This window comes from Faecalibacterium sp. OF04-11AC (assembly GCF_003460645.1).
In the GTDB taxonomy this organism is placed as follows: Bacteria; Bacillota; Clostridia; order Oscillospirales; family Ruminococcaceae; genus Faecalibacterium; species Faecalibacterium prausnitzii_I.
Map to the genome: position 1 here is coordinate 54,426 of NZ_QTVP01000011.1, position 22,818 is coordinate 77,243.

The window sequence follows — 22,818 nt, forward strand, 5'->3', positions numbered from 1 at the left end:
CGGCAATGGGAAAAGAACAAAGTTTATTGTAGCACGGGCGCAAACAGGTTGTCTATGGACATTGTTAACGAAAAATACACAATTTTGCGGAAACCCACAAAAGAGTACGACTTATTTTGAAGAAAGTGCACAAAATAGCAAAGCAAGGGCTTCTTCTCGGCCTGGAGGAGAAGAAGCCCTTGCGATTTTATTCGTTTCCTTCCATCGTGCCGCTGCGCAAAAAGCGGAGCATGGGCGGCACTTCGTAGGCCAGCATGAGGAACCAGCCAAAAGCGTAGCTCCAGGGCAGGGCCTCGATCTCCATGTGGAAATACAGCACCAGCAGCGCGGCGGAGGGCACACGGGCTGCCATGCTCAGCATACTGCTGCGCAGGGTGATCTTCAGATCGCCGATGCCCCGGAAGAAGCCCTGGATGCCGTTGGTCAGCGCGGGCAGGAAGTACATCAGAGAGATGAGCCGCAGGAAACGCGCGCCCAGCTCAATGACCTCCGGCTCCTCGGCAAACATCCGCATGATGCCCTCGGCCCCGAAGAAGCAGACCACCGTGAGCCCGGCCGCATACACCAGCTCAATGCGGATGCCGCAGCGGAACCCCTCTTTCACCCGGTCCTTTTTGCCGGCACCCCGGTTCTGGGCCATGAGGGTGGTCATGGCGTGGGCAATGTTCTGCTGCGGGGTATAGGCGAAGTCGTCAATGCGGCTGGCGGCGGCAAAGGCGGCCATGGTGTTGACGCCCATGGTGTTCACGATGCCCTGCACCGCGATCTTGCCCATCTGCACAGTGGCCTGCTGCATGGCGCTGGCCCAGCCGTAGCTGACGATCTTCTTGAGCAGCTTGCCGTCAAACACCAGCCACCGCCGCCCCAGGCAGAGGATGGGCACTTTGTATTTGATGTAGATAGCGCAGAGCAGGCAGCACATTGCCTCGCTCAGCACCGTGGAGAGGGCGCAGCCTCCGAGCCCCAGGCCAGCACCTTGACAAAGAAGAGGTCGCCGCCGATGTTCAGTACCGAACTGACCATCAGGAAATACAGGGCGCTCTTGCTGTCGCCCAGTGCCCGCATGACGGCGGCCAGAAAATTATAAAAGAATGTAAAGATCAGGCCGGAAAATACAATGCGGAGATACCGCACGGCCATGGGCAGGATGTCTGCCGGCACCTGCAATAGCCGGAGCAGGGGCGTGGCCAGCAGGACGCAGAGCAGGGAGAATGCCACGGAGAACGCCGTGCCCGCAATGGCGGCCGTGGAGACCTGCCGCTCCACCAGCTTGTGGTCGCCCGCGCCAAACGCGGTGCTGACCAGAATGCCCGCACCCAGCACATGCCGTTGATGAAGAGGATGGCCAGCGTCATCAGCGGGTTGGAGGTGCCGACGGCGGCCAGGGCTTCCTCGCCCACAAATTTGCCCACGATGATGCTGTCGGCGGCGTTGTATGTCAGCTGGAACAAATTGCCCAGCACGAGGGGAATGGTGAATTTGACCAGCAGCGGGGTGATCGCGCCGGTCGTCATGTCTTTTGTCATGGGGTGTTTTCCTCTTTTTCCTTTCTCATATCATAAACTCTGCCGTCCGCTGAACACTGCCAGCGCCGAGCGGCTGGTGCCGTTGGCGAGGAGCTGGGCGGCGGCGTGCAGGGCGGCCCCTGCACTGATGGAAGCCGGGATGGCGTCGGTGCGGAGGACCCGCTGGGCGGCCCCTGCACTGATGGAAGCCGGGATGGCGTCGGTGCGGAGGACCCGCTGGGCCGCCCGGGCGGCATCGGCCGTGGTCACGGCGGCCACATTGTCCACCACGTAGGCGTTGTAGTTCTCGGGCACCAGCCCAAAGCCGATCTCCGGGATGCCGTGATTGCCCGTCAGCCCGCCGCTGAGGGCCTGGGATTCATAAGGCTCCACGGCCACGATCCGCACATCGTTGGTCCAGGCCTTGATGGTCTCGCCCACGCCCGTGATGGTGCCTGCACTGCCCACCCCGATGGTGACGGTGTCCACGATGCTGGCACCCTCCCGCGCAATGGATTTGACGATGGCAGGGCCTGTCACCCGGCGGTGGAACGTCGGGTTGTCGTCGTTGGCCAGCCAGTTCATATCGTACCAGCCTTTTTCGGCGGCGGTCTGCCTGGCCAGCGCCCGGGCGGCAGAAAGCCCGCCCCGGGCCGGGACATGGAGGATTTTGGCTCCCAGCCGCAGCAGCTGCTCCTGCCGCAGGGCCGGGGCGTCCTCCGGCATGGTCAGCACCACAGGGTGGCCCGCCGTCTGCCCGGCCAGCGTCAGTGCCAGCGCAAAGGCTCCGGAAGAAGCCTCGATGACAGGCTGGCCGGGCTTGAGGGCCCCGCGCTCGTCCGCCAGAGCCAGCATCCCCTCGGCCAGGTTGTCCCGTGCCGTGCCGGTGGGGCCGTTGTAGTCCAGATAGGCATACAGCCGCCCCCGCAGCCCGCAGGCGGCCAGATAGCCCCGCAGCTCCACAATGGGGCAGGGCAGCAGGGTCTGGTAGAGATTCTGGTAGATGGGCATGATGACAGCTCCTTTCCGCAGTGGGCGACATACAATTTAATCGTAACGCAAAGCGGGTGGGGCGTCAAGCCGCGTTTTGGCAAAAACGGCGAATTTTTGCCGAAAAATTTGGCGAACTGCCCCATAAACCCCTTGACAGGCTTTGCTGGTTCTGGTATACTCCGTATGTAAAGCAAAAAACCTTTACAAACATCGGAGGTCAGAGCGGTGGCAAAGGATTTTGAAATGGGCTATCTGCTTGATTTTTACGGCGAGGTACTCACGCCCAAACAGCGCGAGATGCTGCGCCAGTATTACAATGATGACCTCTCCCTCAGCGAGATCGGAGAAAACTTCGGCATCACCCGGCAGGGGGCACGGGACGCCATCAAGCATGGCGAGACCACTCTCAAGGAGCTGGAAGCAAAAGTCGGCTTCGCAGCCCGGTACCGCCGGGTACAGGAGACGCTGGAACAGCTGGAACAGCTGGTCATTGATGCACGGTTTGAGTGCACGGGCCTTTATGCAAAGCTCACCACCACGGAGTATGTGGAGACCCTGAACAAGATGCTGGGCCTCATCCGCTCCATTGACGAAGTAAACGAGAGCTGAACGGGAACAAAACTTTGAGAGGAGCACCGAACAATGGCATTTGAATCTTTGACGGACCGCCTTGCCGGTGTGTTCAAAAAGCTGCGCGGCCACGGCAAACTGACCGAGGCCGATATCAAGGCAGCCATGCGCGAGGTCCGGATGGCCCTGCTGGAAGCCGATGTCAACTACAAGGTTGCCAAAGACTTCTGTGCCAAGGTCTCGGAGCGCGCCATGGGCCAGGAGGTCATGGAGAGCCTGACCCCCGCCCAGCAGGTGGTCAAGATCGTCAACGAGGAGCTCGTTGCCCTGATGGGCGGCGAGGAGGCCCCACGTCTCATCATCAAGAACAAAGGCCAGACGATCCTCATGCTCTGCGGCCTGCAGGGCAACGGTAAAACCACCCACGCGGCCAAGCTGGCCAAGTACTTCATCAAGCAGGGCCGCCGTCCCATGCTGGTGGCCTGCGATATCTACCGCCCCGCCGCGATCGATCAGCTGCAGGTGGTGGGCAAACAGGCAGGCGCCCCCGTCTTCACCCTGCCGGGTGCCAAGCCCCCGGAGATCGCCAAGAAGGCCCTGGCTCACGCCAAGGACTACGGCAACGACATCCTCATTCTGGATACCGCCGGCCGTCTGCAGATCGACGAAGTCCTGATGCAGGAGCTGGTCCAGATCAAAGAGGCTGTCCCCGTGGACGAGACCCTGCTGGTGGTGGACGCCATGGCCGGTCAGGACGCCGTCAATGTCGCCAAGACGTTCAATGAGACCGTCGGCGTGGATGGGATCATCCTGACCAAGACCGATGGCGATACCCGCGGCGGCGCGGCGCTTTCCGTGCTGGCCGTGACGGGCAAGCCCATTAAGTTCCAGGGCGTCGGCGAGAAGCTGGATGACCTCGAAGTCTTCCACCCCTCCCGCATGGCAAGCCGCATCCTTGGCATGGGCGATGTGCTCAGCCTCATTGAGCGGGCACAGGATGCCGCCGATGAAAAGGCCGCCGAAGAGACGGCCAAGCGGATGCTGGAAAACAAGTTTGATATGAACGATATGCTGGCCCAGTTCGCCCAGATCCGCAAGATGGGCGGCGCGGGTGCCATGCTGAGCATGATGCCCGGCATGTCCGGCATCGACGCCAGCCAGATCGACGAGAAAGCGTTTGACCGCATTGAGGCCATGATCTATTCCATGACCAAGGCCGAGCGCGAAGACCCTTCCATCATCAACCCCAAGCGCAAGCGCCGCATTGCCGCGGGCAGCGGCACCCAGGTCTCGGACGTCAACAAGCTGCTCAAGCAGTTTGAGATGATGCAGAAGATGATGAAGCAGTTCAAAAAGAGCCCCAAGGGTTTTGCCCGCCGCCTGGGCGGCCTGATGGGCAACCCGAACGCGTTCAAGGGCTTGAAATAAAATTTCCGCATAGGCCTCCCCTGCCAGGGGAGGTGGCACGGCGAAAGCCGTGACGGAGAGGTTTTTCTTTCCTGTTGGTATAAGACCCAAGCCGGGTTTGTACAGATAAATAAAACACAAAAACATTTATTGGAGGATATTACCATGCAGTTAAGATTCGTCTGCGCCGCGTTGGCGCCAAGAAGGCTCCTTTCTATCGCGTTGTTGTTGCTGACAGCCGCTTCCCCCGCGACGGCCGTTTCATCGAGGAGATCGGCACTTATGATCCGAACAAGGAGCCCTCTGAGGTGAACATCGACGCTGAGAAGGCAAAGCAGTGGATCGCTAACGGCGCACAGCCCACCGATACCGTCCGCGTCCTGCTGAAGAAGTCCAACATTCTGTAAGTAGGAGGGCTGACTCATGCAGGAGCTGTTGCTGGCAGTTGCCCGCGGTCTCGTGGAGGATAAGGACGCCGTTAAAGTTACGGTGGACGAGCCCCGCGAGGACGGCACCATCGTCTACCACCTGAGCGTGGCAGAGGGAGATATGGGCCGTGTCATCGGCAAGCAGGGCCGGATCGCAAAAGCCATTCGTGTGGTGATGCGCGCGGCTGCTGTGCGGGTCGATGAAAAGGTCCTTGTTGAGATCGACTGAGCACCCTACGGGCCCTTTGCCGCAAGGCAAGGGGCCTTTTTGTATGTTAAGGAGTAAACTATGCAGCAATATCTCGAAGCCGGAAAAGTTGTAACGACCCATGGGGTGCGCGGCGAAATGAAACTGGAACTCTGGTGCGATGGCGTCGCGTTCCTCAAAAAGGTGGGCAGGCTCTACCCCTCCCTCAACGGCGGCAAGTGCTATCAGATCAAGTCCATCCGCGCTCAGGGCCAGATGGCTCTGCTCCAGCTGGAGGGCGTGGACGATATGGACGCTGCCCGGGCACTGCGGGGCCAGGTGTTCTACTTTGATCGGAATGACGCCACCCTCCCGGCGGGCCGCTGGTATGTGGCCGATCTCATCGGGTGCGAGGTGCGGGACGCCGATACCGGCAAGGTGTATGGCATCGTCACCAGCGTGGACCACCCCGGCGCCCAGGATATTTACACCGTTAAGAGCCCCGGCGGCAAGGAATATATGTTCCCCGGGGTGGACGCGTTCCTGAAAGAGCGCAACCCGCCGGAGGGGTACATCCTTGTCACCCCCATCCCGGGCCTGCTGGACGATGATTTTGACAGTGAGCGCAGTGAAGAGGAGGCGGAGTGAGCCATGGGGATGCGTGTGGATATCGTGACCCTCTTCCCGGAGATGTGCCAGCAGGTGCTGGATGCCAGCATCATCGGCCGTGCCGCCAAGCGGGGCTATATTGAGACCCACTGCCACCAGATCCGGGATTACACCCTCAACAAGCAGAAGCAGACCGACGATTATCCCTATGGCGGCGGGTGCGGCATGGTGCTGTACGCCCAGCCTATCGCGGACTGTCTGCGGGCCGTCCAGAAAGAGGTGGCGGAACAGGGACGCCCCGCCCCGCATATCGTGTTCTTGACGGCAGGCGGTCAGCGATACACCGAGGAGCATGCCCGGCGGCTGGCCCAGTATGATAACCTCACCCTGGTCTGCGGCCATTACGAGGGCATTGATGAGCGTGTCATCGACGCCTTTGCGGATGAGGAACTCTCCATCGGCGATTATATCCTCACCGGCGGTGAGCTTGCCAGCCTGGTGGTGGCTGACAGCGTCCTCCGCCTCAAACCCGGCGTGCTGGCGGAGCAGAAAGGCTATGAAGAGGAGAGCTACTGGGACGGCCTGCTGGAGTACCCGCAGTATACCCGCCCGGAAGTCTGGGAGGGCCGCGCCGTGCCTCAGGTGCTGCTGGGCGGTGATCATCAGAAGATCGACGCCTGGCGCGGGGAGCAGAGCCGCGCCCGCACCCGCCTGCGCCGCCCGGAGCTCTATGAAGAGTGGTGTGCCACCCACCCCATCACCGAGCTGCCCAAATGGAAGCGGGGCGAGAACATGCGCCTTGTGAAAACCGAGGAGCAGATGGCTGCCGCCGCCCGCCTGATGCTGGAGGGCCGCCGCGCCGTCTGCGCCCAGAACTGGACGCCGGAGTTTTGTGCCCGCCTCACGGAAGAAGAATTTCTCGCCCGGCTGCAGCAGGAAAAGAAAGACGGCTATGCCCATTATCTCCACTGCACCAAGGATGTGCCGGACGGAATGGTCAGCGTCAGTCATAAAGAGGGCAGGATCGAGCATTTATATGTGACGGAAGCTTCCCGCGGCAGGGGCTTTGGCGTCAAGATGCTGGATTTTGCCCGTAAAAAGCTGGAGGAACACCCGCACCCGGTGCTCAGTGTGCTGGACACCAATGCCCGCGCCAAAGCGCTGTATACCCGCATGGGCTGGCGGCTGACCGGGGAAGTGGAAGAGGAATTTGACCCGGCTGCCCTGCCCGGCGTTGTGCACAAGTGTGCCATGGTCACCATGCGTACGAGGGCTGAAAACTTTGTCACAGGGAGCAGAAAAAGGTCCCAAGTGCTAAAATTGTTGAAAACTTTTGTATTACCCCGCCAACGTTGGGGGAATAATTTTGTTGTCTTTGTATAAAAGGTGAAAAACGCCCCGGATTTCATTGGGAAAACCGCCAAAAATGCGCCGGGGGGCTGTACAACGGTTTCGTCTTGCGCTAAAATGAGTACAACGCAACAGGCACGAAAGAAAATTGCATCCCCGAGAACGATAATAGATAGGAGCGTTTTACTATGTACGTCAAAGAAGTTACCGTTGAAAATCAGGTTGGTCTGCATGCACGTCCCGCTACTTTCTTCATCCAGAAAGCAAACGAGTTCAAGTCTTCCATCTGGGTCGAGAAAGAGGAGCGCCGCGTGAACGCTAAGAGCCTGCTGGGCGTTCTGTCTCTGGGCATCGTTGGCGGTACTACCATCCGCATCATTGCCGATGGCGCTGACGAGCAGGCCGCGGTGGATGGCCTCATCAAGCTGGTAGAGTCTGGCTTTGCAGAGTAATTCGAGCCTTTGATTTTGAAGCGGCGGGAGCTTTTCCTGCCGCTTTTTTGCTACCGGGAGGGAACCCGGAAATGAAAGATCTGAAAAAGGAGGACATTCCCCATGAAAAAACCGAGTGAAGAAACCATGCGGAAATTTGTGGCGTTCTGTGATTCCGGTCGTCCGTGGTATTTTGCGCTGGGCATGTTCGTCACGCTGCTCATTGTCCAGTTTGCCCTCTGGTTTGCAGCCGATGAAGATAAGAAACCCGGCTGGTGGTACACTGTGCCCGCCTGGTTTGGCATTTTCCGCTCTCTGGATCACATCCGCCAGGCCCGCAAAAACCGGGAGAGCGATGCGGAATGACCAAGGCGGAACTTTACAAAAAGGCCTGTATGCTGCCGCTTTTACCCGGTGTTTATATTATCCGGGATAAAACCGATACCATCATCTATATCGGCAAGGCCAAGCGGCTCCGCATCCGGGTCAGCCAGTATTTCCGGGAGGGTGTGCCCCACGACAACAAAGTCAGTCAGATGATCGCCCACGCCGATGCATTCGATGTTATCGTCTGCCAGAGTGAGTTTGAGGCACTGGTGCTGGAAGCCAGCCAGATCAAGGCCCACACCCCCAAATACAACATCCTGCTCAAGGACGATAAGGGTTACAGCTATATCAAGATCACCAAAGAGGAGTGGCCCCGGCTCTCGTTCGTGCTCCAGAAAGAGGACGACGGCGCGGAGTATCTGGGCCCTATACTTCCAGCTTTGCGGCCCGGCAGATGGCCGAAACGGCCATGGACGCCTTTCTGCTGCCCCGGTGCAACAAGCGCTTCCCGCAGGAGATCGGCAGGGGCCGCCCCTGCCTGAACGCCCATATCGGCAAATGCATGGCCGTGTGCAGCGGCAAGATCAGCTGTGAAAATTACAATCAAGCGGTCCGGAGCGCGGTCCACCTGATCCGGTACGGCAAAAAAGACATCCTGAAAATCCTCAACGAGCGGATGATGGAAGCCTCCGACCGGCTGGAATTTGAGACAGCGGCCCTGATCCGCGACCAGATCAACGCCATCACCAAAGTGACGGCGGGCCAGAAAGTGGTCGTGGACCCGGATGTGGAGATGGACGTGGTGGCACTGGCGGGCACCCCCGGCAGCGTCTGCGCGGCGGTGCTCCGCTTCCGAGAGGGACGGCTGACGGATAAGCGGGAGTTCCTTTTCCACGATACGGCGGATATCGCCGCCGCGCGGGAGGAGTTTCTGCCCCGGTACTATCTGGACGACGAGCAGATCCCCAAGGTCATCGCGGTGGACGAGCTGCCGCCGGACGCCGACGCCCTGCAGCAGGCTCTGAACGAGAAGCGGGGGAGCGAGGTGCAGCTCTACGTCCCCCAGCGGGGCGATAAGGCCCGTCTTGTCGAGATGGCCCACACCAATGCAGTGGAGCGTCTGGCCCGGGAGAGCGGCCGCTATGCCCGGGAAGAAAAGCTGCTGGACGAGCTGGCCCAGGTGCTGGGCCTTGCAAAGCCGCCCCGCGCCATTGAGAGCTACGATATTTCCAACTGGGGCGATGGCACCAGTGTCTGCGGTATGGTCACGTTCAAGGACGGCAAGCCCTATAAGGCGGGCTACCGCAAGTTCAAGATGAAAACCGTGCTGGGCACCGACGACTACGCCTCGCTGGCGGAGACCGTCTCCCGGCGGGCGGCGGAGTACGAAAAATACGCCGCTCTGGCCAAGGCAGGGGAGCCCAGCAATAACTATTTCGGCCAGAAGCCGGACCTGCTCCTGATGGACGGCGGCCGGGGCCAGGTGAGCGCCGCCAGGGAGGCGCTGGCAGGCACGGCCCTGGCCGACGTCCCCCTCTACGGCATGGTCAAGGATGACCACCACCGCACCCGTGCCATCGTGGACAGCGAGGGCCGGGAAATCGCCATCAACATGAACCGGGGCACATTCACGTTCATCACGGCCATTCAGGATGAGACGCACCGCTTTGCCAACGCCTACCGCAAACAGCAGATGCACCAAAAAAGCTACGCCTCCACCCTGACCGAGGTGCCGGGCGTCGGCCCCAAAACGGCCAAGGCCCTGATGGCCCGGTTCAAGAGCGTAAGCGCCGTGCGGGAGGCCGCGATTGACCAGCTGGAAAATACCCCCGGCGTGGGAAAGCAGACCGCACAGACCATCTACGAATATTTCCACCCGCAGGGTGAAAAAAACCATTCCAAGACAAAACGTCCCATACAGAGCAGCTGCTTCTGTACGGGGCGTTTTCTGTATTCTGTATCAGGCCAGCCCGATCTGCAGATATTCATTCAGCTTGCGCTGGAGCAGAGGGTCGTCCGAGGGGAGAAATTTGCGCTGCATCCCGTCCATTACCCGCCCTGGGCGAAGTTGTGCGCGGTACTCGGCAGGCGTGCGCTGGAGGGTGGCGCGGAACCGGGCGTTGAACGTTTTCAGGTCGGCAAAGCCATTGCGGAGGGCGATGTCAGTGAGACTGTCCGAAGTCATGGCCAGATCGGCCAGGGCGTGCTGGAACCGCACGCGGGTCAGGTACTCGTGGAAGTTGATGCCCACCATCTGCTTGAAGAGGGTGGAAAGGTAGGTGCGGTTGTACTGGGCGTAGTCCGCCAGGTCTTCCAGGGTCAGCTTTTCGGCATAATGGTCTGAGACATACGCCAGCAGACGGCGGACGGCATCCCGGCGGGGTTTATCCTCCGGCAGGGTGTTGAGCAGGGTGGGGGAGAACCGGGTACAGAGGGTAATGATGAGGAGGTCCAGGTTGGCACGGACGGCCAGCTGGGCATAGGCTCCGCCCTCCTGAGCAAACCGGAAGATCTGGCTGGCGTAGAACCGGACCTGGCGGTAATCGGCACTCTCCCGGGTCGTCTCGTCGGAGAGACAGGAGGGAAAATCATAGATGCCGCCTTTTTTGAGGAACGGCTTAAAAGCGGAAGCCGAAAAGTGGAGCACAAAGGCGATGGTATCGGCCTGCTGGCCCATGGAGGCGTGGCCGATGCCCGGGGCCGTGAGGATGATATCGTTTTCCCGGAGGAGAAAATTTTTGTTGCCGCGGCAGTATTCCTGGGTGCCGTGGAGCAGGATGCTCAGCTCATAGTCATCTTCATGCCAGTGGTAGCGGTAGTTCATCACGTCGTGGACAAAGCACCGGACTATGAGATTCTCCCGGGGCCAGTCCAGCTGATAATGGGCAGATGTCATTGGAATTCCTCCCGAAATCCAAACATTTTCCCTGTGGAAAAGATTCGGATAAGATTTTTCTGTGCAGGGCTCTTCTCAAGGATAACCGAAAAAATACGACGAGTCAACTGCTTTTTCTGCGCTTTTGGCTGGAATTTGACAGGATGATTCGGCAAAACATACAAAAGAAAGAGGTATGTGTTGGCGAAAACACACAGGGAAAATGTTTGGATTTTTTGCAAAATGGATTGTGGAATCTTTGTCAAAGCTAGGCCGGGGGAAATCTGTCCGGGCGGAGAAAAAGGCGAATATTTGGCCGCGACAAACGATGAATTATTTGTTAAGATAAGCACAACAAAGCCCCATGCCCGGGCAGCTGCGGACTTTTCGAGTTTGAACATGCGAGAAAAATCAAACGGAAAGGGAAACATTTATGAACACTCAAATGATCATCTGTATGGTGATCTTTGCGGCAACGCTGGTCAGCTATATGCTGAACAAGATCCCCATGTGGCTCACTGCCATGATCTCTCTGGCAGCACTTTACTTTACCGGATGCATTGATGCAAGCGGTGCACTGGCCGGCTTCTCCAATGTCAACACCCTGCTGATGGCTACCATGTTTGTGGTGGCCGCAGGCTTCCGCCGCACCTCTCTGGTGGATGGCATGTGCGATGCCATCATGAAAGTGACCCGTGGCAGCTTCCGGATGGCCTATTTCGGCTACATCCTGCTGGCTGTCCTGCTCACCAACTTCATTGCCAGCCCCATGGTCGTTTATGCCATCGTCAGTCCACTGCTGGCTGCCCTGTGCGATAACACCGGACACAGCCGCAGCCAGTATATGTTCCCTGTCATGGTGGTCTGCGTGGCCTGTTGCGGCATCCTCCCACTGGCAACAGCCATTCAGATGGCTGGCCAGTACACCGGTTTCATGGAGACCTACGGCTTTGCCGGTATGAGCATCCAGCCCACGGACTTCACCCTCGCTGCATGGCCTGTTCTCATTGTTGTCCCGCTCTGGGCACTGTTCCTTGGTCCCAAGTTCACCCCCAAAGAGCCTGTGGTTCCCATCGAGGCTTTGGAAGAAAGGAAATCCGGCAAGCAGGCCCAGAAGCTCAGCCCGCTGGTGGATAAACTCGGCATCATTATCTTCTTTGCGACCATCCTCTGCCTCATATTCTCTTCTCAGCTCCACCTCACTACCTGGTCCGTTGCTCTGGTGGGCAGCCTGTTGATGGTACTGTTCGGCGTGGTTGATCAGAAATCTGCTCTCCGCGACATCCCCTGGGATATGCTGATGCTCTTTGTCGGTGCGCTGGCTCTGGGCACTGCCCTGACCAACACCGGCGCAGGCGACCTCATTGGCAACGCTCTGGCAACGGCCGTCGGCGGCACTCACAACAACTATGTCCTCGGTGCCCTGTTCTTCATCATCCCCTTCCTGCTCACTCAGTTTATGCTCAACCGCTCTGTCTCCGCTGTCTTTATTCCCATCTGCCTGCTGACCTGCTCCGCTCTGGGTGCTAACCCCACCGGACTGGTGCTGCTGGTCAATGCTGGCTCTCTGACCGCTTTCCTGACTCCTATGGCTACCCCCGCTGTCCCCATGTGCATGGCTGACGGCGGTTACGACCTGAAGGCAATTATCAAGAGCGGCGCGCTCATCACGCTGATTCTACCCTTCGTTTATATCTTCTACACCATGACAGTGCTGCCGGCATTCTGATCCCGGAAAGGAAGCATACAAAATGACACTGGAAGAAAAAATTGCAACGGCTCAGCAGGTGCGTAGCCGTGACCGGTTCGGCCCGGTCAGTCAGGAAGAGTTGGCCGCACTGCCCGGCACCGAAACAGAACTTTGGGTCGAAGTGGCCGATGGCCGCAAAGTCCATGTGTTCGAGGAGCGTCCGGAGCATCTGCCTGCCAAAGCAGCCCTGCTGTTGAACTTCCACGGCGGCGGCTTTATCAAGGGCCGCACTGACCGTGACCGCCGCTACTGCTGCACCATCATGGAGCAGCTGAATGCTCTGGTCTGGGACGTGGACTACTGCATTGCTCCGGAAGAACCGTTCCCCGCAGCCGTGGAAGAGGCCTACGGCATCGCCGCTTATGCCTTTGACCATGCAGAAGAGCTGGGCATCGACCCGGACAAGATCATTCTGGCCGGGCACAGCGCAGGCGGCAACCTGGTAGCGGCGGTCTGCCTGAAAAATGCCGAGACCCATCGGCTGCACCCCTGCTGCGTGCTGATGGAATATTTCCCGACAGACAATACAGTGAATCCGCTCCGGCGGCTTTCTCCGGAATTGCAGAAAGACCCGTTCTGGGCAAAACGCGCGGAGACGGAAAAGCTGTACACAGACTTCTATGTGGGCAAGGCCGACCCGGCGGATCCGCTCTGCTCCCCGGCAAAAGCTGCGGACGAGGCACTGGCCTCGTTCCCAGACAGCCTGATCCTCTCGGCCGGAGAGGACAGCCTGCGGGAGGATGTGGAGGCCTTTGTTCTCCGGCTGGTCAAGGCAGGCGTCTGCGTCACAGCCCAGCGCATCCCGGAGGCTATGCACGGCTTTACCACCAATCGGACCCCCGGTTGGGAGCGGGCCCTGGCACTGCATTGCAAATTCTTCCAGGAACATCTATCATTGATTTGAAACCCGAGCGCAGCAAAAACTGGAGGCTGAATTTATGAAAATTACCGACGTCAAGCTTCGCTTTGCCAAGCACTACCTGTTTGTGCAGGTGTATACCGATGCAGGCATCGTAGGCTTGGGCGAGGCAGGCAACTGGGGCTATTTGCAGGCCACGGCTGCCGCCATTGAAAAATTTGCCACCTATCTCATTGGCAAAGACCCGTTCCGTATCGAGGATTACAACCAGAATTTCCTGCGTTCAGTCTACTTCCGCGGTTCGGTCATCATGAGCGCCATCTCGGCCATCGATATCGCCCTGTGGGATATCAAGGGCAAGGCCCTGGGTGTGCCCGTGTATGAGCTGCTGGGCGGAAAGACCCGTGAAAAAGTACGGGTGTACGCCTCTGTCATGCACCTCACCGAGGATCAGCAGGAGCTGGCCAAACAGTACCAGCAGCTGCAGGAGATGGGCTTTACTGCCGCCAAGATCTTCTGCAACGGCCCCACCAGCTCGCCGGACGGCAAAGGTGAGTTCTTCTCCAGCCGCATTGAGCGGGAGGTGGAGAAAGTCCGCGTGGCCCGCGAGGCGGTCGGCCCTGACTTTGACTTCGTGTTGGAAGTGCACCGCGGCATGACTCTGCCGGAGGCTGTGGCCTTTGGCCGTGCCGTGGAGCCCTATCGCCCCATGATTTTGGAGGACCCCGTCCCGCCCGATAACGTGGATACCATGGCTGAAGTAGCCAGCAAGGTGGGGGTGCCCATCGCCACGGGCGAGCGCGCCATTGACCTCCGTGAGTTTGAGGTGCTGATGGCCCGCCACGCCTGCCAGTATGTCCGCCCGGACGTCTGTGCTGTGGGCGGTATTACCACCAGCAAAAAGATCTGCGCTCTGGCCGAGGCACACGATGTGCTGGTCATCCCGCACAACCCGCTGGGCCCCGTCTCCACCGCTGCCTGCCTGCAGATCTGCGCCTCCATCCCCAATCTGGGGATCCAGGAGCTGCCCGGTTTCTGCCTCAATGGTGCAGAAGATAGAATGGTCAAAGAGCCGCTCCGCTTTGAGAACGGCTGTATGCTTATCCCCGAGGCTCCCGGCATCGGCGTGGAGCTGGCGGACGACGCCGAAGAGCTTTACCCCGCCAAGGAGCGCGGCAGCACGTCCGCCCGCCGTGCCTTTGATGGCTCGGTCAAGGACTGGTAAGGTTGCGATTTTCTTTTCTTTTTGTGATCAATCCCCATTCTTTTTCTTTCGGAAAAGCCCGTCGGCGTATGCAGCGCCGACGGGCTTTTTGTCGCTCTTGCCTTTTTGGGCAAAAGAGGCTACAATAGTCCCAGCAAACCGAAATTTGAAACTTCGGAGGGAAAAACTATGGCTTGTACAACGATCCTTGTTGGTAAAAACGCATCCTATGACGGCTCCACCATGATCGCCCGCAACGACGATTCCGGTTCGGGGCATTTCACGGCCAAAAAATATGTGGTCGTGCAGCCGGAGGAGCACCCGGCTGTTTACAAATCCGTGCTGTCCCATGTGGAGATCCCCCTGCCGGGCGATCCCATGCGGATGACGGCCATGCCAAACGCTGTGGAGGGCAAGGGCATCTGGCCGCGGCCGGTGTCAATGCCGCCAATGTGGGCATGACCGCTACCGAGACCATCACCTCCAACCCCCGCGTGCTGGGGGCTGACCCGCTGGTGGTGTACCAGCCTGCCATGGGCGATACCCCGGAGGTGCCCGGCGGCATCGGCGAGGAGGATATCGTCTATCTGGTGCTGCCCTATATCCACTCGGCCCGGGAGGGCGTGGAGCGGCTGGGCCGCCTGCTGGAGACCTACGGCACCTATGAGATGAACGGCATCGCGTTCCAGGATGTCCACGAGATCTGGTGGCTGGAGACCATCGGCGGCCACCACTGGATGGCCCGCCGCGTGCCGGATGATTCCTACGTGGTCATGCCCAACCAACTGGGCATCGACAGTTTTGACCTGGACGATGCCTATGGCGACAAAAAAGACTACATGTGCTCGGCGGACCTGCGGGAGTTCATCGCGGCCAATCATCTCGACCTGTCGCTGGACGGAAGCCTGAACCCGCGGGACGCTTTTGGCAGCCACGACGACGCCGACCACGTTTACAACACGCCCCGTGCCTGGTACATGCTCCGTACCCTCAATCCCAACACCTGGGTCTGGGACGGCCCGGACGCCGACTACACCCCGCGCTCCGATGACCTGCCCTGGTGCATGGTGCCCGAGAAGAAGCTGACCCCGGAGGATGTCAAATATGTGCTGTCCTCCCACTACCAGGGCACGCCTTATGACCCCTACGCCAGCTACGGCGACAAGAGCCAGCGCGGCATGTACCGCTCCATCGGCATCAACCGCAACGACTTCATGGCCCTGATCCAGATCCGTCCGGACGTCCCGGCGGAGCAGAGCGCCATTGAGTGGGTGGCTTATGCCTCCAACGCGTTCAACACCATGGTGCCGTTCTACGCCAATGTGACCACCACGCCGGAGTACCTGTCCTGCACCACCAAAGAGGTGTCCACCGACAGCTTCTACTGGGTCAGCCGGATGATCGCCGCCATGACGGATGCCTCTTATTCCAAGAGCCTCATCCACGCCGAGCGGTATGAGCTGGGCGTCCTTTCGGCCAGCCGGGCCCTCATCCACCAGTACGACGCAAAGCTCATTGCAGAGCCGGATGCCGACCAGCGCGCCGCTCTCCGGGTGGAGGCCAACGAGGCCATTGCCAAGGCCCTCAAGGCCCGTGCCGCCGATACGCTGGATAAGGTGCTGTTTGAGCTGAGCAGCGGCATGAAGAACGCCTTTGCCCGCTCCGACGCCTAAGCGCTGATTCCGTTAAACCAATCAAAAAACGTCAAAAGCAGCCAACTACTGGGCGCGGATGTCCGGTCGGTTGGCTGCTTTTTGTTCGCTGTATCCCAGCATTTGTGCAGGATGTCTGAATTTCAGAGAAATAATTTGTGCAAAAAACTGACCGAAAGTGATTGATTTTGACGGAAAGATTGCTATAATAAAATTGCAGACACCAAAAACACGCGAAAAGCTTCAAAACCAATCAAACAGGAGGAATGCCCGATGTTGGCAGAAGAACGGTTTGCCCAGATCCTGGCGCTGATGGCGGAAAAACGCACCGCCACCGTGCAGGAGCTGTGCGAGGCCCTGAATGCCAGCGAGTCCACCATCCGCAGGGATCTGAACGAGCTGGACCGTCTGGGCAAAGTCAATAAAGTCCACGGCGGGGCCACCCTGCCGGACAGCCAGTTCCGGGCCGATGAGCCCACCATGGCTGCCAAGGAGAGCCTGGCCGTGGCCGAAAAGCGGGCCATCGCCAATGCAGCGGCGGCCCTCATCACGGCAGAGGATTTCGTCTATCTGGACGCAGGTTCCACCACGCTGGCGCTGGCCCGGGCCGTCAGCGGCCCGGCACTGGATGCTGCTTATGTGACCAACGGCGTGGCCCACGCCCGTCTGCTGGCCCAGAAAGGCTGCCGGGTGTGCCTGCCCGGCGGGCTGCTCCGGCCCGAGACCGAAGCCATCATCGGGGCGGCAGCGCTGCAGAGCCTGCAGCAGTACAACTTCACCAAAGCCTTTATGGGAGCCAACGGCGTGGCGCTGGACGCAGGCTTCACCACCCCGGACCCCGAGGAAGCGGCTGTCAAGGCTGCGGCCGTCCGGCGGGCGCGGGAAGCCTGGTTCCTCGTGGATGACTCCAAGTTCGCCCGCGTCTACCCGGCGGTCATCACCGAGCTGCACGGCGGGGCGATCCTGACCAACCGCTGCCCCAACCCCAAATACAAACAATACACGCTGGTAAAGGAGACGGAAGAATGATCTACACGGTAACATTCAACCCGGCCATTGATTATGTGGTGCGGCTGGACTCCCCGCTGGAAGTGGGCGAGGTAAACCGCGCCCGCGGCGAAGACTGCGTGCTGGGCGGCAAGGGCATCAACGTATCCGGTGTGCTGGCCGAGCTGGGCTGCAAAAGCGTCGCCCTGGGCTTTGTGGCCGGGGAGACGGGTGCCTGGCTGGAGCGCGGCCTGGCCGCCCAGGGCATCCAGACCGATTTCATCCACCTGACCCAGGGGATGACCCGCATTAACGTCAAGATCAAGGCAGGGCAGGAGACCGAGTTGAACGGCGCGGGCCCCAACATCCCGGAGAGCGCCATGCAGGCGCTGGAAGCCAAGCTGGACGCCCTGCAGAACGGCGACATCCTGATTCTGGCAGGCAGCATCCCGGCCAGCCTGGCACAGACCACCTACGAGCGGCTGCTGGCCCGGCTGGAAGGCCGCGGCGTGCGGGCCGTGGTGGACGCTACCCGGGACCTGCTGGTCAATGTGCTGCCTTTCCACCCTTTCCTCATCAAGCCCAACAATCATGAGCTGGGCGAGATCGTGGGCCGTGTTCTGAACACGGAGGATGAAATCGTGGCAGCAGCCAGGACCCTGCAGGAAAAAGGCGCCCGCAACGTGCTGGTGAGCATGGCAGGGGATGGCGCTCTGCTGCTGGATGAAGCAGGCCAGACCAACCGCATCGGCTGCCCGAAAGGCAAAGTGGTCAACAGCGTCGGCGCGGGTGACAGCATGGTGGCAGGCTTTGTGGCAGGTTACCTGCAGAGCGGTGATTACACCACCGCCCTCCGCCTGGGCACCGCCTGCGGCAGCGCCACGGCGTTCAGCCTGGGGCTGGCGAAGAAAGAAGAGATCGAGAAGTTATTGCTGACGATTTAACGAGGAGAGGAGAACACCCCATGCGTATCACGGAATTGTTTACCGCAAAGTCCATCGCGCTGGACGTGGCCGCGCCGGATCAGGCCGCCATCATCGACCGTCTGGTGGAGCTGCAGGCCACCCACGGCAACATTACTGACAAAGAGGTCTACAAAAAGGCCCTCTACGCCCGCGAGGCGGAGGGCTCCACCTATGTGGACAACGGCATCACCGTGCCCCACGCCAAAACGGCCTGCGTCACCCGCCCCAGCCTGGCGGCTCTCCGCCTGAGCGCCCCGGTGCAGTACAATGCCGAGGACGACGGCACTACCGACCTGCTGTTTGCCATTGCCGCCCCGGAGGACGGCGGCCTGCATGTGGATATGCTGGCCCGCATGATGCAGATGCTGATGAATGAGGATTTCGTGGAGAAACTGCGGGCCGCCAAGACCCCGGCGGAGTTCCTGGACGCCATCGACGCACAGGAAGAGGCTCAGTTCGGGGATGAGAGCTTCACCCAGAAAGAGATCCCCCAGAGTGGCTACCGGGTGCTGGCCGTCACCGCCTGCCCCAACGGCATCGCCCATACTTACATGGCCGCCGAAGCCATCGTCAAGGCCGGTGACAAGCTGGGTCTGCCCGTGAAAGTGGAGACCAACGGCTCCGACGGCACCAAGAACGCCCTGACCCGGAAAGAGATCGAGGAATGCGACGGCATCATCGTGGCAGCGGACAAGAACGTGGAAACGGCCCGCTTTGACGGCAAGCCCGTCCTGTTTACCCGGGTGGACGACGGCATCCACAAACCCGAGGAGCTCATCAAGAAAGTGGCCCACGGTGAGGTGCCGGTCTTCCACGCCAAGGGCGGCGCGCAGGCGGCCGCGGAGGAGGACACCGCAGGCGAGAGCCTGGGCCGCAGCCTCTACAAGCACCTGATGAACGGTGTCTCCCACATGCTGCCGTTCGTGGTGGGCGGCGGCATCATGATCGCCCTGGCATTCCTGCTGGACGACTACAGCATTGATCCCTCCAACTTCGGGATGAACACCCCTGTGGCGGCGTTCTTCAAGACGGTGGGCGGCGCGGCATTCGGCTACATGCTGCCCATCCTGGCCGGTTTCATCGCCATGTCCATTGCGGATCGTCCGGGTCTGGCCGTCGGCTTTGCAGGCGGCGTCCTGGCCATGAACGGCACCAACTTTGCAGGTCTTGCCAATGGCGAGACCACCGGTATCTCCGGCGGCTTCCTGGCGGCTCTGCTGGCTGGTTTCGTGGCAGGCTATGTGGTCCAGTTCCTCAAGAAGATCACCGAAAAGCTCCCCGCCAGCCTCAACGGCATCCGGCCCATGCTGATCTATCCGCTGGGCGGCATCCTCGTGGTGGGCGCTGTCATGTGCGGCATCAACCCCATCATGGGCATGATCAACACCGCCATGACCGATTGGCTCAACGCCATGGGCGGCACTTCCAAGGTCCTGCTGGGTGCCATCGTGGCCGGTATGATGAGCATTGATATGGGCGGCCCGTTCAACAAGGCAGCTTACGTCTTTGGCACCGCGGCGCTGGCCTCCGGCAACTACGAGGTCATGGCCGCTGTCATGGTGGGCGGCATGGTGCCTCCCATCGCCATCGCCCTCTCCACCACGTTCTGCCCTAAAAAGTGGACCCCGGACGAGCGCCGCAACGGCATCGTCAACTACATCATGGGCCTCTGCTTTGTCACTGAGGGCGCCATCCCCTACGCGGCGGCCGACCCGCTCCGCGTGCTGCCCAGTTGTGTCATTGGCGCGGCCCTGTCCGGTGCCCTCTCCATGACCTTTGGCTGCGCTCTACGGGCACCTCACGGCGGCATCTTCGTCTTCCCCGTGGTCGATCATGCTCTGCTCTACTGCGTGGCGCTGGCCGTGGGCAGCGTGGCAGGTGCTGTGATCCTCAGCCTGCTCAAAAAGACCCGCGCCGAGGCATAATGTACAAAGCCATTCTCCAAACTTCATCATAAGCAAAAGACCCCCGCTGTGCACTGGCAGACCAGACACGGCGGGGGCCGCTTTTGTTGAGAGGACGACTCCATACAAACACAAAAACCGCCTGGCAGCGGGTTTTTGTGTATAGAGGGGTGGGAAAGTATATAAAGTGGTGAATCGCAATTTCAGGCAGGGAAGCTGTTTCAGGCGTTTTGCACAGCCTGTGGACGCAGAAGCCCCGCATCCGTACCCTGCGATATGTATTATACCAGCTCTTTCTTTTTTGTCAAATAGAAATTTCTTGAAATGCTTAAATTTGCACTTTACTTTTGAAGCAAAACTTTATATAATTAATACAAGCGAAATGAAATCCAACTTTTGCTAGGTTTATAAATTTTTACAACAATAAAACTTTACTTTCGAAAATTTTTGTGGATTTCAACAGAATATCAAAGGAGACATTGTCCCATGGATGATTTGGACCGTAAAATTCTGGCCCTGTTGGCCAAAAACGCCCGTATGCCTGTCAAGGAGATCGCGGAGCAGGTAGCTCTGACCAGCCCTGCCGTTTCCAGCCGCATCCACAAGCTGGAGACTGATGGCGTCATCGGCGGCTATACCGTCACACTCAACCGCCCGGCAGACCGCGTGTATGTGGATGCCCTCATCAGCCTTTCGGTGGCCCCCTCCAAGCACGAGGCGTTCCTGCACCTGATCCAGAACAGCAAGGAAGTGCTGCAGTGCTACCACGTCACGGGCGATTATACATTCCTCATCAAGGTCAGCTGCGGCAGTATGCCCCAGCTGGAGCATCTGATCCTCCAGTTCCAGAAGCTGGGTACCACCAGCACCCAGATCATCCTTCCACCCCCGTCAATCACGGCGATCTGGAAGCCCTGATGCTGTAAAGAAGCTGAAAAACGTCTGTTCATAAAAGTGTTACAGGCAGCGGCGCAATTTTCGCCCGCGGTGGCTCGTATTCTGGATAGCAGCACAAAAAAGTGGAATACTATGGCTGCACTCTTCCAAACGACGCCTCACGAACGAAAGGAATATCCACTATGAAACTGAAACGCATCTTTGCGGCGCTGCTGGCAGGCGCTGCCCTGCTGGCTCTGGTGGGCTGCGGCACATCCGGCAGCACGGGCAAGCCCGCTTCCTCCGCTGCAAGCACCCCCAAAGACTACACCCAGATCCTCCACGATGCCCGCAGCGCCGAGGACAACGAGTATTATATGATCTTCACCAAAGGCGCGGACGGGAAATACACCGCTCAGTACGGCTACAGCAAGGACTATGAGGCCGACCAGCTCAATGATGAGATCGCCAACATGATGATGCCCATGCTCAACTTGGAGGATGGCATGGCGGAGGATTTTGCCGCCTCCCTTTCCACAATGATGGTGCAGAGCTATGGCCTTGCCATCGTCAAGCCTGCCGAGGGCAGAACGCAGGACGTGGTAGACGCCCTGAATGCCTATGTGGAGAGCGAGCAGCAGTCCATGGAGCATTATCTCGAGGACGAGTATCAGATCGCCAAGAACGCGAAAGTGGAGACTCTTCCCTCTGGCGAGGTGGTCCTTGTCTGCTGTGAGGACAGCGATACCGTCCTTGCCAACCTGAAAAAAGCGCTGGCCGTTTAAAAACGAATCACACGCAAAAAAGAACGCCTGCTTCCAGTTGGAAGCGGGCGTTCTTTGCAGGATGGGCAGTACAGAAATTATTCAGCTTTCACGTCGATGGCGTTGACGATCTTGTTGGCGATGTACTCGTGGCCCTTAATGGTGGGGTGGACATCCAGGTCGGTCTTTGCCCTGGGGATGGCCACATAAGTCAGGTCATAGGTCTCGGCCAGCTGCTTCTCAAACTTGTTGAGCTTGCGGAAGTAGTTGTGCCAGCAGGGGATAAACGGCACCGGGTCGGTGTAGCCCATCAGCAGGATCTGCACGTCCGGGTTCAGCTTGCGGATCTCCTGCACGATGGAGATGAGGGCGGAGGTGGTCTGCGGATAGATGCGGTCGCAGATCTTGGCCATATCGGAGGTGATGAGCTTCCAGGAGGCGTTCTTTTCCTCTTTGGTCAGCTCCATGTCCTTGATGCCCTTGAGGATGGTGGAAACGGCAGAGCCGGAGGAGCGCAGGTTGCCGGAGAGGATGGTGGAAGCCAGAGCGTCGCTTTTGTGGTTGGTGGCGTTCCACAGGCCGGCCACGCAGGGCACGAACGCGTCATTGGAGCCGATCTGGATGGAGATGACGTCTGCCTTGCGGATGTAATCCTGGAACTCCGGGTAGACGTAGTAGCAGCCGGACTCCATGTTCATCTGGGGCATCTTGCCGTCCCGGATCATGTCCACCAGGTCGGGGGCCGTCAGGGCAGGCAGGCCCAGATCAATGGCGTGGTCGCGGTCCAGGCCCAGCTTGGAAGCTACTTTACCGACATAGCAGTCTGGGGAGTAGCCCTTGAAATTGGGGCGCATGTCCACGCCGTAAGTGGAAGTGCCGTTGGCGCTGTACTGGACATCGGCCAGGCCCACGCCTGCCACGATGCTGTCGCCCAGGGCAACGTAGGTGATCTGCTTCTGCTCCGTGCTCTCCGTGTCGGCAGCAGTTTCTTTCGTGCTGTCCGCCGCGGGGGCAGTCGTTTTGGTGTCGGCGGCGGGAGCCTGTTCGGTGGTGGTAGCCGTCACGGTATCGCCCAGGGTAACGACCACTTCGTTGGTCTCATCCTCAGGGGCCATTTCCGGCTCTGCTTCGGCCACAGCGGCCTCGGGTTCCGCGGGCAGTGCCTCGGCACCCTC

General features: G+C 59.5%; 22 protein-coding genes and 3 pseudogenes. 18 read left to right on the forward strand and 7 right to left on the reverse strand.

Annotated features, from left to right (window positions below; all coding sequences use genetic code 11):
• Positions 1-187: 187 nt before the first annotated feature.
• The 4 genes and pseudogenes from DXA70_RS15415 to DXA70_RS07435 form a co-directional block, all read right to left on the reverse strand.
• Complete coding sequence (locus tag DXA70_RS15415; RefSeq protein ID WP_347553521.1) at positions 188-937, reverse strand: MATE family efflux transporter; 750 nt, start codon at positions 935-937, stop codon at positions 188-190.
• Complete coding sequence (locus tag DXA70_RS15420) at positions 931-1,323, reverse strand: MATE family efflux transporter (protein ID WP_347553522.1); 393 nt, start codon at positions 1,321-1,323, stop codon at positions 931-933. Before DXA70_RS15420 ends, DXA70_RS15415 begins: the two co-directional genes overlap by 7 nt.
• A 59-nt stretch (positions 1,324-1,382) precedes the next feature.
• Positions 1,383-1,526, reverse strand: a pseudogene (locus DXA70_RS15425) (MATE family efflux transporter); the annotation flags it as partial.
• A gap of 30 nt (positions 1,527-1,556) precedes the next feature.
• Entirely contained in the window at positions 1,557-2,516 is a 960-nt protein-coding gene (locus DXA70_RS07435; RefSeq protein ID WP_128118089.1) for a pyridoxal-phosphate dependent enzyme, read from the reverse strand.
• 207 nt (positions 2,517-2,723) lie between these two features.
• On the opposite strand from DXA70_RS07435, the gene DXA70_RS07440 reads away from it, so the two are divergent.
• The 9 genes and pseudogenes from DXA70_RS07440 to uvrC form a co-directional block, all read left to right on the forward strand.
• Positions 2,724-3,107: a sigma factor-like helix-turn-helix DNA-binding protein gene (locus tag DXA70_RS07440; protein WP_128118090.1), complete on the forward strand. Its 384-nt coding sequence runs from the start codon at positions 2,724-2,726 to the stop codon at positions 3,105-3,107.
• 33 nt (positions 3,108-3,140) lie between these two features.
• Positions 3,141-4,496 carry a signal recognition particle protein gene (gene ffh, locus DXA70_RS07445; protein ID WP_128118091.1) on the forward strand — a complete coding sequence of 452 codons (1,356 nt, stop codon included), beginning with the start codon at positions 3,141-3,143 and terminating at the stop codon, positions 4,494-4,496.
• 128 nt (positions 4,497-4,624) lie between these two features.
• A complete protein-coding gene (gene rpsP, locus DXA70_RS07450) occupies positions 4,625-4,882 on the forward strand; it encodes a 30S ribosomal protein S16 (protein ID WP_128118092.1) in 258 nt (85 codons plus the stop codon).
• A 16-nt stretch (positions 4,883-4,898) separates the two neighbouring features.
• Positions 4,899-5,132 (forward strand): KH domain-containing protein, encoded by a 234-nt coding sequence (locus tag DXA70_RS07455; RefSeq protein WP_005920371.1) that lies wholly within the window; start codon positions 4,899-4,901, stop codon positions 5,130-5,132.
• A gap of 60 nt (positions 5,133-5,192) precedes the next feature.
• Positions 5,193-5,738 carry a ribosome maturation factor RimM gene (gene rimM / locus DXA70_RS07460; protein WP_128118093.1) on the forward strand — a complete coding sequence of 182 codons (546 nt, stop codon included), beginning with the start codon at positions 5,193-5,195 and terminating at the stop codon, positions 5,736-5,738.
• A gap of 3 nt (positions 5,739-5,741) precedes the next feature.
• Positions 5,742-7,082, forward strand: a complete 1,341-nt coding sequence (gene trmD, locus DXA70_RS07465; protein ID WP_128118094.1) for a tRNA (guanosine(37)-N1)-methyltransferase TrmD — start codon at positions 5,742-5,744, stop codon at positions 7,080-7,082.
• A 155-nt stretch (positions 7,083-7,237) separates the two neighbouring features.
• Positions 7,238-7,501 carry an HPr family phosphocarrier protein gene (locus DXA70_RS07470; RefSeq protein ID WP_005920365.1) on the forward strand — a complete coding sequence of 88 codons (264 nt, stop codon included), beginning with the start codon at positions 7,238-7,240 and terminating at the stop codon, positions 7,499-7,501.
• Between the two features lie 102 nt (positions 7,502-7,603).
• Positions 7,604-7,846, forward strand: a complete 243-nt coding sequence (locus DXA70_RS07475) for a hypothetical protein (RefSeq protein WP_128118095.1) — start codon at positions 7,604-7,606, stop codon at positions 7,844-7,846.
• Positions 7,843-9,683 (forward strand): annotated as a pseudogene (gene uvrC, locus DXA70_RS07480) (excinuclease ABC subunit UvrC); the annotation flags it as partial. The gene DXA70_RS07475 and the pseudogene uvrC, both read left to right, overlap by 4 nt.
• A gap of 84 nt (positions 9,684-9,767) precedes the next feature.
• On the opposite strand, the gene DXA70_RS07485 reads toward uvrC, so the two are convergent.
• Both DXA70_RS07485 and DXA70_RS07490 read right to left on the reverse strand, forming a co-directional pair.
• Positions 9,768-10,703 carry an AraC family transcriptional regulator gene (locus DXA70_RS07485; RefSeq protein ID WP_128118096.1) on the reverse strand — a complete coding sequence of 312 codons (936 nt, stop codon included), beginning with the start codon at positions 10,701-10,703 and terminating at the stop codon, positions 9,768-9,770.
• Positions 10,700-11,083 carry a hypothetical protein gene (locus tag DXA70_RS07490; RefSeq protein ID WP_128118097.1) on the reverse strand — a complete coding sequence of 128 codons (384 nt, stop codon included), beginning with the start codon at positions 11,081-11,083 and terminating at the stop codon, positions 10,700-10,702. Before DXA70_RS07490 ends, DXA70_RS07485 begins: the two co-directional genes overlap by 4 nt.
• A gap of 32 nt (positions 11,084-11,115) precedes the next feature.
• Between DXA70_RS07490 and DXA70_RS07495 the strand changes: the two genes are divergently transcribed.
• From DXA70_RS07495 to DXA70_RS07535, 9 genes and pseudogenes are all read left to right on the forward strand, one after another.
• The gene (locus DXA70_RS07495; protein ID WP_243001210.1) at positions 11,116-12,411 is read left to right on the forward strand and encodes an SLC13 family permease; all 1,296 of its coding nucleotides are present in this window, start codon (positions 11,116-11,118) and stop codon (positions 12,409-12,411) included.
• A 22-nt stretch (positions 12,412-12,433) separates the two neighbouring features.
• Positions 12,434-13,336: an alpha/beta hydrolase gene (locus tag DXA70_RS07500; protein WP_128118098.1), complete on the forward strand. Its 903-nt coding sequence runs from the start codon at positions 12,434-12,436 to the stop codon at positions 13,334-13,336.
• Positions 13,337-13,370: 34 nt separating this feature from the next.
• Positions 13,371-14,516 (forward strand): mandelate racemase/muconate lactonizing enzyme family protein, encoded by a 1,146-nt coding sequence (locus tag DXA70_RS07505; protein WP_128118099.1) that lies wholly within the window; start codon positions 13,371-13,373, stop codon positions 14,514-14,516.
• A 222-nt stretch (positions 14,517-14,738) separates the two neighbouring features.
• Positions 14,739-16,168, forward strand: a pseudogene (locus DXA70_RS07510) (C69 family dipeptidase).
• 252 nt (positions 16,169-16,420) lie between these two features.
• Entirely contained in the window at positions 16,421-17,176 is a 756-nt protein-coding gene (locus DXA70_RS07515; protein ID WP_128118100.1) for a DeoR/GlpR family DNA-binding transcription regulator, read from the forward strand.
• Positions 17,173-18,078, forward strand: coding sequence for a 1-phosphofructokinase (pfkB, locus tag DXA70_RS07520; RefSeq protein ID WP_128118101.1), 906 nt, complete (start codon positions 17,173-17,175; stop codon positions 18,076-18,078). Before DXA70_RS07515 ends, pfkB begins: the two co-directional genes overlap by 4 nt.
• A gap of 20 nt (positions 18,079-18,098) precedes the next feature.
• Entirely contained in the window at positions 18,099-20,024 is a 1,926-nt protein-coding gene (locus DXA70_RS07525; RefSeq protein ID WP_128118102.1) for a fructose-specific PTS transporter subunit EIIC, read from the forward strand.
• Between the two features lie 465 nt (positions 20,025-20,489).
• The gene (locus tag DXA70_RS07530) at positions 20,490-20,921 is read left to right on the forward strand and encodes an Lrp/AsnC family transcriptional regulator (RefSeq protein WP_243001211.1); all 432 of its coding nucleotides are present in this window, start codon (positions 20,490-20,492) and stop codon (positions 20,919-20,921) included.
• A 161-nt stretch (positions 20,922-21,082) separates the two neighbouring features.
• A complete protein-coding gene (locus DXA70_RS07535; protein ID WP_243001212.1) occupies positions 21,083-21,664 on the forward strand; it encodes a DUF4358 domain-containing protein in 582 nt (193 codons plus the stop codon).
• A 77-nt stretch (positions 21,665-21,741) separates the two neighbouring features.
• On the opposite strand, the gene DXA70_RS07540 is transcribed toward DXA70_RS07535, so the two are convergent.
• Positions 21,742-22,818 (reverse strand): GDSL-type esterase/lipase family protein (locus DXA70_RS07540; protein WP_128118103.1); only part of this gene is annotated, 1,077 nt, incomplete at its 5' end.

Bases quoted from the DNA above. Each gene is read 5' to 3' on its own strand.
- DXA70_RS07490 (WP_128118097.1), bottom strand. From the start codon at position 11,083: ATGTTCAAACTCGAAAAGTCCGCAGCTGCCCGGGCATGGGGCTTTGTT.
- DXA70_RS07535 (WP_243001212.1), top strand. From the start codon at position 21,083: ATGAAACTGAAACGCATCTTTGCGGCGCTGCTGGCAGGCGCTGCCCTG.
- trmD (WP_128118094.1), top strand. From the start codon at position 5,742: ATGGGGATGCGTGTGGATATCGTGACCCTCTTCCCGGAGATGTGCCAG.
- DXA70_RS07485 (WP_128118096.1), bottom strand. From the start codon at position 10,703: ATGACATCTGCCCATTATCAGCTGGACTGGCCCCGGGAGAATCTCATA.
- ffh (WP_128118091.1), top strand. From the start codon at position 3,141: ATGGCATTTGAATCTTTGACGGACCGCCTTGCCGGTGTGTTCAAAAAG.
- DXA70_RS07500 (WP_128118098.1), top strand. From the start codon at position 12,434: ATGACACTGGAAGAAAAAATTGCAACGGCTCAGCAGGTGCGTAGCCGT.
- DXA70_RS07455 (WP_005920371.1), top strand. From the start codon at position 4,899: ATGCAGGAGCTGTTGCTGGCAGTTGCCCGCGGTCTCGTGGAGGATAAG.
- DXA70_RS07495 (WP_243001210.1), top strand. From the start codon at position 11,116: ATGAACACTCAAATGATCATCTGTATGGTGATCTTTGCGGCAACGCTG.
- rimM (WP_128118093.1), top strand. From the start codon at position 5,193: ATGCAGCAATATCTCGAAGCCGGAAAAGTTGTAACGACCCATGGGGTG.
- DXA70_RS07475 (WP_128118095.1), top strand. From the start codon at position 7,604: ATGAAAAAACCGAGTGAAGAAACCATGCGGAAATTTGTGGCGTTCTGT.
- DXA70_RS07515 (WP_128118100.1), top strand. From the start codon at position 16,421: ATGTTGGCAGAAGAACGGTTTGCCCAGATCCTGGCGCTGATGGCGGAA.
- DXA70_RS07505 (WP_128118099.1), top strand. From the start codon at position 13,371: ATGAAAATTACCGACGTCAAGCTTCGCTTTGCCAAGCACTACCTGTTT.
- DXA70_RS07530 (WP_243001211.1), top strand. From the start codon at position 20,490: ATGGATGATTTGGACCGTAAAATTCTGGCCCTGTTGGCCAAAAACGCC.
- DXA70_RS07470 (WP_005920365.1), top strand. From the start codon at position 7,238: ATGTACGTCAAAGAAGTTACCGTTGAAAATCAGGTTGGTCTGCATGCA.
- DXA70_RS07525 (WP_128118102.1), top strand. From the start codon at position 18,099: ATGCGTATCACGGAATTGTTTACCGCAAAGTCCATCGCGCTGGACGTG.
- DXA70_RS07435 (WP_128118089.1), bottom strand. From the start codon at position 2,516: ATGCCCATCTACCAGAATCTCTACCAGACCCTGCTGCCCTGCCCCATT.
- pfkB (WP_128118101.1), top strand. From the start codon at position 17,173: ATGATCTACACGGTAACATTCAACCCGGCCATTGATTATGTGGTGCGG.